This window comes from bacterium, assembly GCA_037128595.1.
Lineage (GTDB): Bacteria > Verrucomicrobiota > Kiritimatiellia > CAIKKV01 > CAITUY01 > JAABPW01.
In genome coordinates this window covers 41031-58649 of sequence record JBAXWB010000018.1, presented here as the reverse complement: position 1 = coordinate 58649, position 17619 = coordinate 41031, and the positions used below count along the sequence as shown (strand labels likewise).

Here is a 17619-nt window from a genome sequence, read left to right as displayed (position 1 = left end):
GTTCTGTTTCGCAGTCATAAGGAGCATCGTGAAAACTAACATTAGATTCCTCAACGGCCGCACCTTTCTCGAAATGGAAGGGAAGCGTATTCACAGTCCCGCCTACACTTATCTGGCGGAGCGCGGCGACCCGAAGCATCCGAAGCAGGTGATCGAGCAGGGGATGACGTACACGGCTATCAGACTGGTCAAGACGGAGAGCAATGAGAATAGGTACGCCAATGACAAATGAGGCGACCGTGAAAACCTACCGGTGTGGCAATCTTGTCTACACCCGCCACGGGTTGTTCGCTGTCTTCACCTGGTTGTTGTGGGGCGAATTCTGTTTCACTCTGATGGAGGCGATCGTGCCGTCCATCCTGCCCCTTAAACTCAAGGGGTTGGACTCTCCCAACTGGACGATCGGGTTGATCATGTCCACCCTTCCCGGCATTTTCAACACGACGATCTGCCCGTGGGTCAGTTTCAAGAGCGACCGCTACCGCAGCCGCTGGGGCCGGCGCATCCCCTTCATTCTGTCGACGTTGCCGTTCCTCACGCTGTCGTTGGTGCTGATCGGATTCAGCGACGACATTGGCAGATGGGTCCATAGCGTCTTTTTTGCCGGCAATGCCATCCGTCAGACATCGGTGGTCGTCATCTTGCTGGCGGTGTTTGCAGGCTGTTTCGACCTGTTCAACATGTTTGTGGCGTCGGTGTTCTACTACCTGTTCAACGACGTCGTGCCCGAGTCTCACATTGGGCGGTTCATGGGTTGGTTTCGCTTCGTGGGCACCGTGAGCAGCGGCTTGTATAGCTTCTTTATCTTCAAATATGCCTTGAGCCACATGCATGTCATCTACCTGAGCGTCGCGGTATTATATGCCGTAGGTTTCGGGCTCATGTGCCTGCGTGTGAAGGAGCGCGAATACCCTCCGCCCGACGACCTCGCTCCGAGTCCGAGCCTGCTGCAAGATATCCGGACGTTTGCGCGGGAGTGCTACTCAAGTCGATTCTATTGGGATTTGTTCCTGTATACGATGTTCGGTGCCGTGGGTGGGACGATTCTGGGGAATTTCGGCACTTTCTTCTCGCTGTCGCTGGGGTTGACGCTGGACCAGATCGGCAAACTCGGAGCCATCTCCCTATGGAGCGTGGCGGCGGCGATTGTGTTTGCCGGGGTACTGGTTGACCGTTGGCACCCGGTGCGTGTGATCGCTTACGGTGCGGCAATGGGGGCATTTCTGGCGTTCAACAACTGGATTTGGCTTTTCGTCGAACCGCCTTCGGCCGGGTTCTACTTCTGGACCGCAATCGCCGTGCTTCCATGCGGCATGTTCAGCGCAGCCATAATGGGCGCCGCATCATTGCCGCGCGAGATGAAACTCTTCCCGCGCGAGCGCTTTGGTCAGTTCTGTGGAGCCCAATCGCTGATCCGCTCAGCAGGCACGATGCTTGGCGGCCTGCTGGCCGGACTCTTCCTGGACGGGGTGCGGCGGTTCTTTCCGGACGGTCAGTATGCCTATCGCTTCCTCTTTCTCTGGAGCGGGACCTTCACGGTCATCGCCTTCTACTTCCACTATCGGGGTTTTCGCGTGTGGAAGCGGTTGGGGGGCGAGGCGGGCTACCAGCCACCGGCAGGCAACTGCCGGCTTGAAGATTTGCCGGCGTGTCAGGACGGCGGGGTGAACCGCGGCCTGATCGTCGTTCACGGACTTGTGATCTGTGGGGCCATAGCGGTCAGCGCGGTCTATGCTTTCAACTATCTTCGCTCCGGGAATGCACATTTTGCAGGTTTGTTCGGACTCCAACTTGCACTGCAGGCGGCGATCTTGGCTGGGTTCATTGCTTTTGTGCGATTTATGGAAAGACCGTAAGATGTCATGGCCGTACGCCATGGATGTTTATCAAACTGACTTAGAAAGGATGAGATCAAGATGAAAACGAAATGGACGACGTGTTTACGAACGAGTGTAACGATGTGTTCCTTGGCTTTGGCCAGCCCATCAATTCCTGCGCAGACGGCATCTGCGGAGGGCGTGAGACCTATTCGCCTGATGAACGGCCAGACACACACGGTGACATTTGAGGCCAAAACGGCCAGTCAATCGCAGTTGATCTGGTTGCGGGCGCGGATTGCATTGCCCAAGGGCGAGCGGGAGGGCGCGTATACACTGCAACTCGCACTCAACGGGACAAAACTTACGCTGAAGAATGTGGCCATCCTAAACACCAAGAATACGATCTACGACCGGCTTAAGGTGCAGGGGAAAGAGAAAGTTCTCGAAGGACTCCCATCCTTCACAGAACAATCCGGGGCCTGGTACCTGAAAGCCGATAGCGATTACGTCCCATTCAACGACACGGAGCCTGCCGGTACTTATGCGATGGACGAAACCTGGAATATCCTGGCGCAGGCGAACTACCGGTCACACTACTACGAGTACCTTTTTCAGCCGGACTCCGGTTTGATCCGCAAGGGAGAGAACACCTTGGAACTCGTGTCGCGGATTCCAGAAGGGTTGCGTGAGTATCCTGTGGAGATATCTGCAATCTCGACGCGTCCAGCCCCTGACCCTGATCTGATCTTTCTTCGTCCGCTGGAGGAGTTCGTCTTTCCGGAGCAGGCTCCGGCGCTTGACGATTTGGTTGGGAATGAACTGAAACTGTCCGCATGCGCCGGCGAACGGGAGCCCGTTTCCTTCAGTGTATTCGGTCTGAAGCCGCTTGAAGGTCTCACCTTCGAAGTCGAGCCGCTTGCGGGACAAGGTGTAAAGCGGAGTATGGCGCCCAAGGATTTCCAGCGCTACTTCGTTGATAGCACGGAGTTCAAGAGATTAAGCCAGACGCTGCCCTGGCTCGAACAGGCCGCCATTCCTCAATTGCTCAAGCCGATCGAGGAAGGCGGTGTGTCCCTCAAGGCGGGACATACCAAGCGATTTGTGCTGGACGCGCACCTGCCGGAAGACCTGCCTCCCGGCCAGTACATGGGTACGGTGGTTGTCCGCGCCGGAAAAGAGGTGCTAGGGCGGATTCCCCTGCATCTCGAGGTCTACCCCTTCAAGTTGGCGGCTGCTCGGCAGACGTATTGGATGTATCGGCAACAGTGGACGCCGATTGAAGAGCCGGACAACGTTGCCTGCATCCAGGACATTAAGGATCACGGGTTCGACGGTTTGGCGCTGGTAGGTGGCGCCAGTTTCAAGGTTACCATCAACGCCGACGGCTCACTGAAAGCCAATTCAGAAGAATGGGAACGACTGGCGAAAGTGCTGAAAGAAGCCGGGTTGTCGAATCGCGTTAATGACCGTTCCGTACAAACGGCTGCGCTGTCCGCGGCTTTCAAAGTGGCCGGGATCAAGGGTGCCGCTGGTGAACAATGGTTCGCCGAAAACGTCCTGATTGATCCTCTAACCGGCCAGCAGGCCACACCCAAAACGGCACCGGTCAAGCCGGTGGATACCAACCTGGTGGCGGAGCTGAAGGCCAAGTTGCCGCAAATTGAGAAGACGATGGTTCGGGTCATGGAACTAGCCCGTGATGAAGCCAAACGCATCGGATTGGACCTCCGCCTTTTTCCGGTGGATGAGCCGGACGGAACTTCATGGCGTCGGGCCTGGACACGGTTTGTTGCCGATAGGGCGCATCAGGCCGGTCTCAAAGTCTGGGCCACGCATAACTGGCCGCTCAACATGGGGTCGTCCCACTGGGAGTCGGGAATAGACGAGTCATGTATGAACAACATCCGAGCTTTCTATACTGACCCGGAGACTATTATTTCGAGTCCGTTCACGGGTGAGATGGCCGACACCTTCCAGGCCATTCCAATCATCGGTCGAATGCGGAATGCACCCAAATACGGATTCAAGGGGATGATAGACGAAGTGCGCGTTTACGGCCGGGCATTGACGGACGAGGAGATTCTGCGCCAGAGCGAACAACCCGCCAAAGATGGTTTGCTGGCCTACTATCCGATGGACGAAGGCAAAGGGGACGTCGCCGCCGACAGAAGTGGCTATGGCAATGACGCCACCATTAAGGATGGCGCTGCCTGGTGTGAAGGAAGACTAGGGAAAGGGCTGAGATTTGCTTCCGGCATGAGCGACCGCTTGCAGCCGCCGACAAAACCGCTTAAAGACTCGGCGGGGTGGAGTATCTCTCTCTGGTACAACGGCGGCGGAACGCCTTTTGGATCGGGGTATGATTATTATTTTGAAAATGGCGGGCAATTCCTTTTCAGGACTGACAAAGGCGTGCAAGTGCTGAGTCTCGGACGCGGACCCGACCCCGGTTTCTGGAATCATCTGACGGTTTCCATCGATAAGAAAACAAGGCAAATGAAAGCCCTCGTTCGCAACAAGGAACAGCGCCAGTGGTATCAGCAGAATATCAAGTGGGTTTACGACCAGGCCCGTGGCTTTACCATGCCCTATGTCCGTTACCAAATCGGGCTCATGTCCTGGTACTGCCGCTATCTGGATAATATCACGGTCTTCTGTTATGACTGGAACACAACGCCTGCAAGCAATCTGTGCCTCGTCTATCCGGAGAATTATGAGCGGTTCGCTAACCGGCCGAACACGAAATGGTACGGCACGTTGGGCTGGCTGGCCACGCGTGAAGGGATTGACGATGCCCGTTACTTGCAGACCCTTTACCTCGAGGTCAAGGAGCGCACGGGTGACGAACAGATGGCGTGGGAGGCTGTTTTGCAGGTTCTGGCGCCCAAGCCGGGTGCCATGATGGACTTGAACAAGGGCACAAGCGCCTTGCTCCAGTCATTCGGCGGCTATGATGGGATGCGCGCGAAAGTCGCTGGACAAATCATGAAGAACGTGCCGGAAAAGTAAGCTTGCAGGCGTCCGCTAAACCGGGAGCGCATGGAAAATATCAAGGGACCCATCATGAACAACGCCCCTGTTGGCGCGGCCGTTTATCAGCCGCCCGTGTCCTCCTCGTTAAAACTCAACTTCAATTCAGGATGGCGGCTGGCCAAAGGCCGTTTTGCGCTGGAAGGAACGGACGACGGGGGCTGGGAACAGGTTTCAACCCCGCACACTTACCACGAACGGTTCGGCTACCAGGGGATCAGGAGCGGCCTCAAGGATCGTGGACCTCATACCTACCGCAAGCGCTTCACCGTGCCCAGGGACTATGAGGGTCGGCACTTGATCCTTGAGTTCGAGGGAATCCGCCAGCGTGGGCAGTTCTACTTGAACGGCCACTTGCTTGGCCGCGTCTCCCACGGGGTGACTCCGTTCGGGTTCGACATCACGCCGCAGGTCCGGCTTGGAATGGAAAACCTCCTGCACGTCGAAATCGACTGTGACGACAAGGAGTTCGAGACCGGTGCGGCCATGTGCTGGTATTTCCCGGAATTCAACTCCCTCTACGGCGGTATCATCCGCAACGTGTTCCTTCATGTGGTTCCGGAGGTTTATGCCACCCACCCGCTCTACACCTTCCTGGAAACCGAGGGCACCTATGTCCATGCGGAAAACATCTCAACCGAAAAGCGGACCGCCGATATAGGGATCGAGGTGCAGGTGCGCAATGACGGTGCTGCGGCGAGGACGACCCATTGCAAGGCCGTTTTGGTGGACCGCAATGGCCGCGAGGTCGCCGCTTTCGTGGCAGCGCCGCTCGAAGTGAACGCGCAGGAGACGGTCACGTTCAAACTCGGCGGGAGCGTGGCAGGCCTGCATTTCTGGCAGCCCGGCCACCCGTATCTCTACGATGTCTATACGATTGTCGGCACCGGGTCGGGCGCGCCACCCGACGTGCGCAAGCTCACGACCGGTTTCCGCAAGATCGAGGTGCGCGGGGCGGCATTCTACCTCAACAACCGCGCGCTCATGACCCACGGCTACACTCCGCGCAGCCAGAACGAATGGGCCGCCGTCGGCGCGGCCTACCCTGACTGGCTTCACGATTTCTCCAACGGCTTCATGGTCAAGGGCAATGCCCGCGTGGTCCGCTGGGAACATACCATGCCCTCCCCGCAGGATGTCGCCTCCTGCGACCGTGTCGGCCTGCCGCAGATCATGCCCGGCGCCGACCGCGAGAACGACTCGGTAGGGCGCGAGTGGGACATGCGCGTGGCGATCATGCGCGACACCATCCTCTATTGCCGCAACAACCCAAGCATCATCCTCTGGGAGGCCGCCAACAACGTCCTTACCCCGGAGCACACTCGGGAAATGATCGCCCTGCGCGACCGCTGGGACCCGCGAGGAACCCGGCGCCCGATGGGCGGCCGTTCCGAAGGCCCCGAATGGGTTTCATGGATGTATGGCGTGCGAAAGGAAAAAGTCCGCCTCTCGGTGGACACCGAGTATCTGCGCGATGAATCGCCGCGCCGCTGGTGGGATCAATGGTCGCCGCCTTACTTCAACAAAGGCGGCGAGTGGAAGCTCACCGACAATGCCGGTGGCTGGAACCGGAACCAGGATAACATCTGCGTGATGCAATCCATGGTGTATGAGCAATACTACATGGCCCGGCCAGGCACGGGCGAGGCAGTCTGCAACGGCGGTACCCAGATCTTCTTCGCCGACTCGGACAGCTTTACCCGCAGCGTGGACACGTTCCGCCGCAGCGGCCCCACCGACGCGATGCGCGTGCCGAAGGATGCCTTCTTCTGCAACCAGACGATGTGGAGCAACACCCGGGAGCTCTGGACGGAGGGCCGCCCCGCCATCTTCCTTCCCGGCCATTGGAACTATCCGGCGGGCACCGTCAAGCCCATGGTGGTGTTCGTCAGTCCCGGCGTTGAGCGGGTGAGCCTGCTGCTGAATGGCCGGGATCTTCCCGGCTGCAGGCGCGCCAACACATTCCTCTTCACGTTCCCTGAGGTCAAATGGGAGCCGGGCCGGATTGAAGCGGTGGGGTACGACGCCGCCGGCAGGGAAACGGCCCGCTCCGCGCATGAAACGGCCGGCGATCCGGCGGCGTTGCGCTTGAAGGTGATCGCACATCCTGACGGCCTGCGCGCCGACGGCTCCGACCTCGTTCTGATCGAAACCGAGGCGGTTGATATTCAAGGCCGCCGCTGTCCGCTCGCGCAGAATCTTGTCCGCTACCAGGTTGAGGGCCCCGCCGTTTGGCGCGGGGGCATCTGGGAGGAGGACGTCAAGAAATACGCCAACGCCCAGGAACTCCCCGTACTCAACGGCATCCACCGCGTTATCATCCGTTCTACCGAGACTCCGGGAACGATCAGGGTCACGGCTGAGTCGGACGAGCTCAAGGCCGCGACGGTGGACGTTCCGTCGCATGACGAAGGATTGCAGAACGGCCTCGCCCGTCGATTACCAGCGGTTCTTCCCGTCGTCATGGTCGGCGAACCCGTGTACGATCCCGATCTAGGCCCTGCGCCGAAACCTCCGATGGATGCCTTCGATGAGGAACTGCCCGGCGCTTCCGCGACGGGGGAAAGCCTTTTTGGGTTGAGCGTTGCTTTCCCGAACGGGGCCGTTCTGGCCAAAGGCGCGGCCGACGGCAAGCGTATCTACACGGATGAGGAATGGGTCTTCAAGGGACTGCCGGATTACCTGAAGGGCGCCGATTACCTCATGGTTGCCAACGGCGATGCCCGAACCTCGGCGGGCGAGGGTGTGGTCTTCAAGATCGGCAGGGTGGGGCGGGTCTACGTGGTTTACGACGACGCGAATGAACAGTTCCCGGTGGTCAGCAGCCCCACCGGGTTCAGAAAAAACGCCGACAAGATCATCATCAACGGACGTTCCCACTCGATCTATTGCAGCGACGACATGAACGGCGGGGAATTGACTTATCTGGGAACCAACAACTGGACCGGCACGCCCCCGGCGGAGGCAAACAACTACGTGGTGTTTATTCAGGCCACGTGATCAGCCGTCAGGGTTTCCCGGTAGGTTTTGTACCGGAGTCGGATTCCTTCTGGGTGAGGCTTTCCTCGCCGGTGTTGTGGTGGTCGAAGAGGACAGGAGGCTGAACGTCTGGCCGGTGATCAGGAATTTATTGAATTCCGACATCCTTAAACATGGGTGACGAAAATGGAAACGTTATCCTTTACCGTTATCCAAAAGTATCGTCGCGAAGAGTGAATGAGTGTAGTAGCCAATGTTTACAGGCATATGGCGGAAGTGGCGGAGAGGGTGGGATTTGAACCCACGGTACCTTGCGGTACACAGCATTTCCAGTGCTGCGCCTTAGACCACTCGGCCACCTCTCCATAAAATAAAAATGGTCAAAAACGTTCAAAAATCAAACATGTTGGAGGAAGTTCAGATTCGGGATATCCAACGGCTTGCAACAATACACGGTTTATAAAAATTCTTCCAGCACCGCTTTTAAGAAACCGCTCTCTTTGCCTTGCTACTACGTTTTCCGAATAACCTTCAGTATATCTCAACACCCACGGCACTCCCCGCGATGTGAAGTGAGACAATCCCTTGTTGTGCTGGGTCAACCTTTTGTGCGGATCTTCAGTCGATCCAACGTAAAGCTTTCCGAGCTTTTCACTCCATATTACATACGAATAAAACATTCCTTCACGCATGACTCGAGTGCCCTTCAGCATCTCTCCGCCACACGCCCGCCTCAGCGGGCTGGCGGATCCGCCTGTGGCGGACAGTGCTGCGCCTTAGACCACTCGGCCACCTCTCCAAAGTCGTTTGTATTAAAGCATTTGCGGCTATGTCTTTAATGGAGACTGACATCATCGCCCCGTATCCTAAATTCGAAATCGAGGGCTGCAATGCTTAAAACGGGTTACAACATAAGGAAGCGAGGGGCATCTTGGCAAGTGATTCTTTCGCGCAAGATCACTGGTGACAAAAGAATCATGATTTCGCGTAAGACCAAGGCCGCAACAAAGAACGGTATCTGGTTTGATTGAGGAGTTCCTGCAGAGTAAGCGCGGCGGTGGCACGGCCGAGATTACCATTGATGGGTATTTCTCGAAATTCAAGGTTTTCGCCCGCAAATTCGGAGACAAATTCATCCATGAACTTGAGCCGATTGACGTGGAGCAATGGTTCAATGAACGCCAAGTAACAGGGGAAAGCAGAAAGGGCTACCGTTGTCGGGTCTCAATCCTTTAACACAGTTCTCCTCATGGGTTATAACTTCGAAAGATGTGGGATTAAGGGGGCAACTGCGCCGTTTCGGCGTAATTGATCCTGCTGAAGATGAAGTCGGTATGGCAGTGGAAAACAGGGAATGTGACCTGCCCGAAAACTGGTGGAGCCGGTGTGGAGTAATGCGATTGCTAAACGAGTGGCAAAAGCGGGAACAGGAGCATGGACATCCGGATTTTGGTTCCGGCTAGGCCGGATCAGGCGTTATCAGAATCGGCTAACGTAAAGAAGAAGGCCGCGCCTTGATTGACCGTGGCTTCAGCCCAGATACGCCCCCTGTGCCGGCTGATGATGCGCTGGACGATCGCGAGGCCAATACCTGTCCCGGGAAAATCCTGTGAGGAATGCATTCGTTGAAACGGGGAGAAAAGCCGGCTGGAATATTCCATGTTAAAGCCGGCGCCATTGTCACGCACCACAAAGGCCGGGGGCTCTCCGGACTTTGTCCGGCTGAACTCAATGATCGCCTGTTCGCTGTGTCCGGTGTATTTCCAGGCGTTGTTAAGAAGGTTTTCCAAGGCGATACGCAGGAGGGCGTTATCGCCTTGGGTGCGGAGACCGGGAGCAATTCTCCAGTCGACCCGGCGCTGCGGATTCTGTGCTTGGATTGAATGGCTCAGCTCAACGGCCAGTGCAGTGAGATCGACGGGTTCATGACGCATTTCGGTCCGGGTCATGCGCGCAAGGCGCAGCAGGTCCTCGATCAAGGAGGACATCTTGGCGGCATTTTTCCGGATGAGTGCCAGATATTCCTTTTCCTCGGCATTCAGCTTTCCGGAGCAGTCCTCTTCAATAGTCTGGCTGAACCCTTCAATGGCACGAAGCGGCGCACGCAAATCGTGACTAACCGAATAACTGAAGGACTCCAGATCGCTGTTGGCGGATTCAAGTGCCTTGGTACGCTCGATCACACGTTTCTCCAACTTCGAATTCAGCTGGCGGAAGCGTTCTTCGCTGGCCCTTAACTCGCGGGTGCGCTCACTGATTTCCAGCTCTAGATTCTGATGCCAATGCTGGAGGCGGTTAAGCATGTTGTTGAAGACGTCGGACAGGAGAAGGAGTTCAGATTGATCGTTGATTACCGCACGGGCGGTGAGATCGCCTTGGTCGATGCGTTGTGCCACGGCAATAAGCTCATGGACAGGATTGGATAGTTGGCGGGCGATCAGGATGCAGATGCCAATACCGATAATCATGAGAATGGTCCAGAAAAAGACTTGATTTATAAGCGCCGCTGCAGCTGGCTTAAGTGCGAGGCGATGATCCATCCTTAGCGCCAGCCCCCAGGCGATGCTGCCGTTGATTCTGATCTGGCGATGGAAGGCAAGTACCTTTCGCCCGTTTTCGTCGGGGCCATCGTAGGCGCCTTCTGTTCCGGAGATAGCCAGGCCTAAGGTGGGGAAAATATTTTGCTGATCAATAATATATTTGGCTGAGTTTGAGTGGGGGTTGTATTGGCGGATGATATTGGTTGTGCTGCTGAAATTGCTGGCAAGCAGGAGTTCCCAGTCGCGCGAGTCAAGGGCCGCTCTCGTGCCGATGAGCGCCTGGAAAGCGTTGTCCAGGCTGGTTTGCCCAACCAGGAGGGCCTTCACCTTGTTCGGGCTGTCAGGTGAAATCACCTGGCGGATGAGGCGCAGGTGTTCGCCATTGCTGGATGACGCATGAACGTCGATGGTTTCTGAATAGCCGGGGATGACCAGGCGTGCCAGTTGGGCGGGGGTGAACATGGTGTCAGCGGCAGACCGGTTATTCATCACTTTCCCTGCTTCAGCGCGGACGGTGCCGCTTTCAGGGTCAATGAGGGCGATGGAATCAAAAGGGGAATGACTCAATAAAAAAGCCTCGAGTTCGCCCGTCAGTTCAAGGGCGCCCGCAGGGGGAGTGGCTTCCAAGGTGCGCCGTAGGAAGGGGGACCGGCTTAACCCTTCGAGGCTGCTACGGCAATCAGTGGACCAAATGCTGATCCGTTGGCTGAAAAGGGTTGAGACCAACTCCATATCGTTAAGAACACTGGCGCGCTGGCGGGCGAAACTCCCTTCAATGGCTGTGCCCGGAATACCCGCCAACTCAACCCCGATCATCGTCCCCATGAAAATAAGGATGAGGGTGCTGAAGCCCAAAATAATACGCGCCCGGAAGCTGGTAGGAATGAGCTTCATTTGGTCAAAGCCCGTTTATTGACGTTGAAGAGCTTGGCGGGGGCGTAGTCAAAGCGGTCGACCTGCCACTTGGATTCATTGCTGACGATTCCCGGTAAGGTTGTCAAATCAAGGCAGGCGCTGATGCGGTCCCAGTTGTTAGAGTCCGCGAGGAGGCCATTCTTTTTCAGGAATTCGAACTGTTGATGGAACTGGCCCTGTGGGTCGGCAAGGCCAAGCGGCAGCATGGGGAAAGATGGGTTGGCGATGCCTTCCAGGCGAAGGAGGTTGATCCATTTGTCAGTGGCCTCGGTGGTAGCAGTTCCTGTGAACGCCAGTTCTCCCGCGTGCATCCATTGGAGCCCTGTGCGGAGGTTCTGATCGTCAAGACTTCCCCAGCGTATGGCGCGCAGAACGGCCGCGAGAAGCTTTTGCTGGAGTGCAGGCTGACGGGTACAGAAATCCAGGTCGAGCACGATATAGGTGTAAGTCTCGGAGCGGAAAACCGTGCGGGTGCCCGGGAGGTGGGCAAAGATGCCGGAGGCGGTTGGTTCCCAGGCGATCACCGCATCCACATGATGGTTGCGCAAGGCGGATTCCATGTCTTTTTGTTGAAGCGGGACTGAAATAATGTCGGTAAATGCCAGATGGCCAATGGTGAGGGCGCGGTCGAGCGTAAAATGGGCGCTGGTGCCTGGCGGGTACCCGATCCGGAGCCCCTTCAATTGGTCAGGCGTGAGCGTATGCGCGGAGATGATGGTGTCATACCCGTGACTGCTGATGGCGAAAAGCCCGGTGCGATAGTGTGCCATGGCAAGGAAGGACGGTAGGTCGCCGAGGAGCATAAGCTCGAGCCGGCCGTCACAGTAAGGGAGCATATCCCGGCCATTGAGATAGCGGTGTTCGCGGAGCGTCCAGCCCCCGGTCGCGAGTTGTTGCTGTAAGATACGGTCATGGAACAGGCATTCGCTGATAAATGAAGGACTCAGATCGCTGGGCTGGGTGCCAATGTCAATGATGCGGGACGTGTCGCCTTGGCCGTAATCATAACGGTCATAGGCAGGGACGGCTACTGGGGGAGGCTGCAACGTCGATCGCTGAGACCCCCACCAGAGGGCTAGACCGCCCACGATAAGGAATAATAAAAACAGACTCATGGTGCGTTTCATTTGTAATAACTATCGCAAACAAAACACGGTAAGTAAAGGGGTGCTCGATGCCCGGGGCTGATACACAATGGATATTATGTTTCTCAATCAAGGGTGTCCCGAGTATAATGTTTATGGGGAAGAAGGGAGTGAGGTAGGCCATAGGGACGATTAAAGTTAAGTAAGGGGTGCGCGTTATCTGAATCTGAAAACAGTACGTATTACAGAAGGTGAGGTGACGTCATGAACGCATTAGTAAAAGTTTATGCTACCTTTCTTTGTGGCGTTTTATGGCTCCCGGTAATGGTTTATTCGGAGCCTAATCAGGTAACTTTGCGTCTGCAAAGTCAGGGAAGTCCGGCCATTCAGGTCGGACAGGTGTTCATTGGCAAAGTCATTGACGTGGCCAGTGGGGAAACGCTTACGTTGCTCACCCCTGAGACCCGTCAAATTGAGGTGTGGCTGGCGGAAATTGAAGCCCCCGAAAAAGGGCAAATCTACTGGGATGCCTCCCGGCAGATTCTGGCGGGGAAAGTACTGGGTAATGAGGTGACCATCCAGGTGGTCAGTATCAAAGACATGGAAGATGGGTATGACTACGTGATTGCCGAGGTTTATGTAGGGAGCAGATGGGTCAACCGGGAAATGGTGGCGGAAGGGTGGGCTTGGCATTACCCTCAATATTTCCAGTCTCAAGCATTGGCCTTAGCCGAGCAGCAGGCCAGGGAGAAAAAGCTGGGTGTCTGGGCGGTAGTGACTTCAGAGCGGCCTTGGGAATATCAAAATCCTACCCCCGCGCTGCCCGAAGAAAACAAGATCCAGCCCCTCTTGAAAATGACGTGGTAGGGGTGAGGGGTGATGCGGGGCGCCATTATCGGCATTATCCGCTTGTTACAGAACGCTGGGGAGCGTAAAGTCAAGGGGTGTTTGTTATCAATCTCAACAAGGAGACGTTATGAAGTCCAAGAGTGAAATCATTACTGAGTTGGCCGAAACGGTCGGAGTTGAAAAGAAACAGGTCGCGGAGCTGCTGGAGGCCCTGGTCAAAATGGCGTTCCGTGAAGCGTCGGATGGGTTCAACATTCCGGGGTTGGGGAAACTTGTCAAGGTGGAGCGTGCGGCCCGGACGGGGCGCAATCCTGCCACAGGGGCATCCATTGAGATTCCCGCCAAGACGGTTTTGAAATTCAAGATCGCCAAGGCCGCCAAGGATGCCATCCTGACGGTGTAAAGATTCCTGGGTGCCCGCTGTTCAAGTGACAGCGGGCATTTTTTTTGCCTGGAACTCTTCTTCTCTGCTTTCGCCCTCCTGACCTCTTGCCTCGGATAACCAGTCTCAGGACGGCGATGTCCGTTTTGCAAACACGTATGTCTCTTTCAGTCACTTGTGACAAGTGGAATACGGGATATATTAGAACGAATTGGAAAAGGGGAGAAAAGCGACTATGAATACAGTAACGTTTTTATCGAAATCAATCCTGGGGCTCCTGTTTGGCGTAATCCTGCTGGCAGGCGGGCTGACGGCACGAGCGACGACCTCTGTATGGCTCGATGCAACGACAGGAATATGGACCAACCCGGCGCGATGGGTGGGCGGGGTTGCGCCAGTGTCCACCAATGATATTTCCATCAATGTGGATGGAGACTATAGCTCCCAGTGGAAGAATGACATTCAAAGAATTGATGTGGGTGCCATTGACATCGGGACTACGACGGGCTCTGGCACACATACGCTGTTGCTTACCGGAAGTGCTATCCAGAGGGCGGGGATAAACGGCCCTATTACCGTTGGTCCTCACGGTGTGTTTGAGCAAATGATGGAATTGAGTTCTTTATCAACTGCGCTTACGGAGGCAGCCTCCGTCACCATTCGCTCGGGCGGAGTGTGGAAATCCACCAGTACGGATGACCGGCAGTGGAGTGCAGGAAAAGATCGCACCTTTGCTATTGATGCAGGAGGCCGGGTTGAGATCGGTGCGGCAAGTGGGTTTACATTCGGGACGATTGATTATTCTCCGTTCTTATTTACGAACAATGGGACGATTACGGGGCCCGGGAGGCTTAATGCCATTGCGGGGAGTGCAAAGGTGGCCATAACGGGATCCGGGACCATTGATGGACCTGGACTTCTCTACATCCGTTACAATTCGTCGGTTACGTTTGGAGGAACCCTGACCTGTAACCGGACTTTGATCCAAACTGATCCGCCCAATATGGGTAGCATCTATTTCATGGACGGGGCCAATGTAACCATGAACGGGGATATGGTCTGGACAAATGTGCAACGGGCATTCCATGTGCAGACGTCCGGAGCAAGCGCGGTCGTCGGTGGAGCGGGGGTGGTTGACATCACTTTTAATAATGTGGCGTCCTCATTTGGTGGCAAAGATAACTCTCAAACGGGGACGAATCTACTTGCCGGAACGGGACGTTTGTTTCTCCGGACGGCGGGAAATACAGTTGATCAGTATTTCAATCTGTTCATCCTGTCGCGGACAGGAGCTGTTTCCGGCGCTGGCGGGATGTACAGGATTAATTACGGCAGAAGCATGCTGATCAGTGGGGTGAATGGATGCTTCGCGATGGGGGCGGGGACAACTTTGCATGTGGCGCGCGATGTCACGTATACCAGTCATAGCTATTTGCGCATTCATAATGGGGGCACGCTTTCCATGAGTGGAGCGCGCATGGAGGGGTATGCGGCTGATTCCGATCCTTATGCTTTTCACTTCTCGGATGATCAGTCTGCGGCTACTTTTGATATTGTGGCCAACACAACGAATACGGTGACCGGGGCGGCGCTTGATCAGACTTTGAAAATGCGTCTTGGTACCAATGCCGTCGTCAATGTGGGCGCAAACTCCATGATGACGCTCTCCAACGCCGTTCTGCATGTGGCCATGACCAACAGTGCACAGTGGGGTTGGGCAGCCCAAGGTACCCTGGCCATTGGTACAAACGTCCAGATGGAGGCCTTAAGTACCGATCACGGGTATAATGTCAGTGTCGCCGATGAACCGTTCTCCATCAACCGGCTCGCGTTTGTGTCTGATAATAGCACCCTCACGCTGACCAATAGTGTGGGAGCAGGCAAAAAGGCGCTTTATGTGAAAAACCTGGACCTGAGCGCTTTGTCGCCCGGAGCCACGGTGAACCTTCAGGGCTTCAGCGGGGCTGAGCGTGTCTTTTATTCGAATCTGCTGAATCCCAATAACGCCACGTTTGTGACCCCTGCCGAATGGGTTCTGATACCTTCGGAAGCCACGATGATCATCATCATGTAATCCAGCCCGATGCGGTTGATGACTGGGGGTGACATGAAAAGCATGATAAAATTTTGGGTTCTCTCCGCCGTGATGGGGATAGCAATGAGTGCCGGGGCTGTGCTGCCCGTTAGTGACGACTTTCAGGGATATGGGGTGGGGCTTGATTTTACTACTGCGACGAATCACTGGAGCTCTGATTCAAACGTGGTGGTAACCAATGGGGTCAACCGTTTTGCGGATGCGGCCGCGACCAATTCGGTGTCTTTCAGTGGGCATGCGGGGCTGACAAATGGGGTGAACTCAAATGTCTTATCCGCAGTATGGACCGATTTCCATATCAAGCCGTTTAAAGGGGATGTCCAACTGGCGCCCCCCACGAATGCCGCCAGTCATATCCATTATTACAGTACCGCCGGCTATGTCGTGGTGGCCACTTCAAATGGCTGGGTAACCTGCAGTAATGATGTGTGGGGCATGCCTGTCCAGCCGATTACAAGTAATTGGGCCCATATTTCTATTTATCAGGACTATGCAAAGTCTAATTCAGCCCTGATGGTCAATGACCAGTTGGTAATCCAGGATCTTCCCTTTGTGGGGACGGCGGCCACCTATGGTAAATTCATCGCCCGCAATGCACAAAATAGCGCCTGGTTGGACGATGTATGGATTCAAACCTCCTGCAACCCGACCCTGACGGCCAACCGGAACGGGGATGCCGGAGGCTTGGCGGATGCCCGGGAATTGCAGCTTTACGGGTATGCCGCACGAACACAGTATGTTGGCGGAAGCAGCGGTTACCCGGTATATCCCACCTTGCAGGCCGCATTGAATGCCTATCGGCCGCGGGATGTTCTCTGTGTGAACGGGGGGACTTATAACGAAGCGCTGACCATCACCCAGAATGTGACTGTCGCCGGGACGGCCTTCACGGTTTCCGGAAGTATCACGGTGGCGGCGGGGGTGGCTCTTACATTGAACCAGAATGTGACCGTGTCAACTTTGAACGTGTCGGGAAGGGTGGTCCAGTCGTCTGGTATTCTGGCTTGCAGTTCGGTGACGGTGGGATCTGCAGGGCTCGTGACCGTGGCGGAGGGCGTGACGTTCAATCATTCGGGGGTTTTGTCTCTCACCCCTGGGGGCAGATTGGACTTTCAGGGAGCAACCTCCCGGTTCATCTCATCCCTGACTGGGGTGGATATGACCGGCCCGTTTGCGGTCACGAATAATCTCACTGATCATGCCGTGATGGGGATTCCCTTTGTTGATGATTTTCAGAAATATGCTTTAGGCTCAGTAATCAACGCCTTGGGATTCCGCGGATGGGGTGCCACGGCAGGCGTGGTGGTGACCAATGGCGGGGGGCTGGCCGGATATAGCCTGGGCCGAACGGTGAGTCAGGCGGTCTTTTTGCCGGATAGTGCCGTCATCTCAAACCGCATGGTCTCAGCCGCCGATCAGAAAGTGTGGTCAGACTTTTATCTGGCACCACATTTGGGAGGGGAGCCGATCAATGCGCCGACCGGTACCGCCCTGTTCGTCAGTTATGTGAATCGGAGCGGCTATCTGGTGGTAGCCACCGCCGGCGGTTGGGTGACCTGCATGCAAAATTACACCAATGGACCCGTTCCGGTAATACAGGAAAATCAGTTCATCCGCTTGACCGTGTGTCAGGATTTTTCACTACGTAAAATCTCGATATTCCTTAATGGCGTTTTGTTGCTGGTCGATCAGCCGTTTGCGGCAGGAGGAAGCACGTATTCGAGCTTTCAGGTGCATAACAGGGGGGTGGCTTATCTGGACGATGTCCGCATCACGGCAACGCTTCCCGACTGGATGACGGTTGACCTGAATAACAACGGCGTGCCTGATGCCCTTGAGGTACACCTCTACGGATCTTTGACCTATCTGATCGGCACGGTTTACGGGATCCGTTAGGAGGGTTCCAGATCAGGATAGCGGTGAA

10 protein-coding genes and 1 tRNA gene are annotated in these 17619 nt (G+C 55.8%); 8 read left to right on the top strand and 3 right to left on the bottom strand.

Annotation, left to right across the window (positions count from 1 at the left end):
- Positions 1–28 precede the first annotated feature (28 nt).
- From WCS52_12145 to WCS52_12130, 4 genes are all read left to right on the top strand, one after another.
- Positions 29–232 (top strand): hypothetical protein, encoded by a 204-nt coding sequence (locus tag WCS52_12145; GenBank protein MEI6167937.1) that lies wholly within the window; start codon positions 29–31, stop codon positions 230–232.
- Positions 222–1856: a PucC family protein gene (locus tag WCS52_12140; protein ID MEI6167936.1), complete on the top strand. Its 1635-nt coding sequence runs from the start codon at positions 222–224 to the stop codon at positions 1854–1856. The genes WCS52_12145 and WCS52_12140 overlap by 11 nt, the downstream gene beginning before the upstream one ends.
- A gap of 180 nt (positions 1857–2036) precedes the next feature.
- Positions 2037–4829 (top strand): LamG-like jellyroll fold domain-containing protein, encoded by a 2793-nt coding sequence (locus WCS52_12135; protein MEI6167935.1) that lies wholly within the window; start codon positions 2037–2039, stop codon positions 4827–4829.
- 30 nt (positions 4830–4859) lie between these two features.
- Positions 4860–7850, top strand: coding sequence for a sugar-binding domain-containing protein (locus WCS52_12130; GenBank protein MEI6167934.1), 2991 nt, complete (start codon positions 4860–4862; stop codon positions 7848–7850).
- 256 nt (positions 7851–8106) lie between these two features.
- Here WCS52_12130 and WCS52_12125 read toward each other — a convergent pair.
- The 3 genes from WCS52_12125 to WCS52_12115 all read right to left on the bottom strand — a co-directional run bounded on the left by WCS52_12125 (position 8107) and on the right by WCS52_12115 (position 12399).
- A tRNA-Ser gene (locus WCS52_12125) sits at positions 8107–8194 on the bottom strand.
- A 1104-nt stretch (positions 8195–9298) separates the two neighbouring features.
- Entirely contained in the window at positions 9299–11263 is a 1965-nt protein-coding gene (locus tag WCS52_12120) for an ATP-binding protein (protein ID MEI6167933.1), read from the bottom strand.
- Positions 11260–12399: an ABC transporter substrate-binding protein gene (locus tag WCS52_12115; GenBank protein MEI6167932.1), complete on the bottom strand. Its 1140-nt coding sequence runs from the start codon at positions 12397–12399 to the stop codon at positions 11260–11262. The genes WCS52_12120 and WCS52_12115 overlap by 4 nt, the downstream gene beginning before the upstream one ends.
- Before the next feature lie 234 nt (positions 12400–12633).
- On the opposite strand from WCS52_12115, the gene WCS52_12110 reads away from it, so the two are divergent.
- The 4 genes from WCS52_12110 (at position 12634) to WCS52_12095 (ending at position 17591) form a co-directional block, all read left to right on the top strand.
- A complete protein-coding gene (locus WCS52_12110; protein ID MEI6167931.1) occupies positions 12634–13236 on the top strand; it encodes a thermonuclease family protein in 603 nt (200 codons plus the stop codon).
- Between the two features lie 109 nt (positions 13237–13345).
- Entirely contained in the window at positions 13346–13621 is a 276-nt protein-coding gene (locus WCS52_12105) for an HU family DNA-binding protein (protein MEI6167930.1), read from the top strand.
- A gap of 214 nt (positions 13622–13835) precedes the next feature.
- Entirely contained in the window at positions 13836–15674 is a 1839-nt protein-coding gene (locus WCS52_12100) for a hypothetical protein (protein MEI6167929.1), read from the top strand.
- 33 nt (positions 15675–15707) lie between these two features.
- Positions 15708–17591, top strand: coding sequence for a hypothetical protein (locus WCS52_12095; protein ID MEI6167928.1), 1884 nt, complete (start codon positions 15708–15710; stop codon positions 17589–17591).
- Positions 17592–17619: the final 28 nt, after the last annotated feature.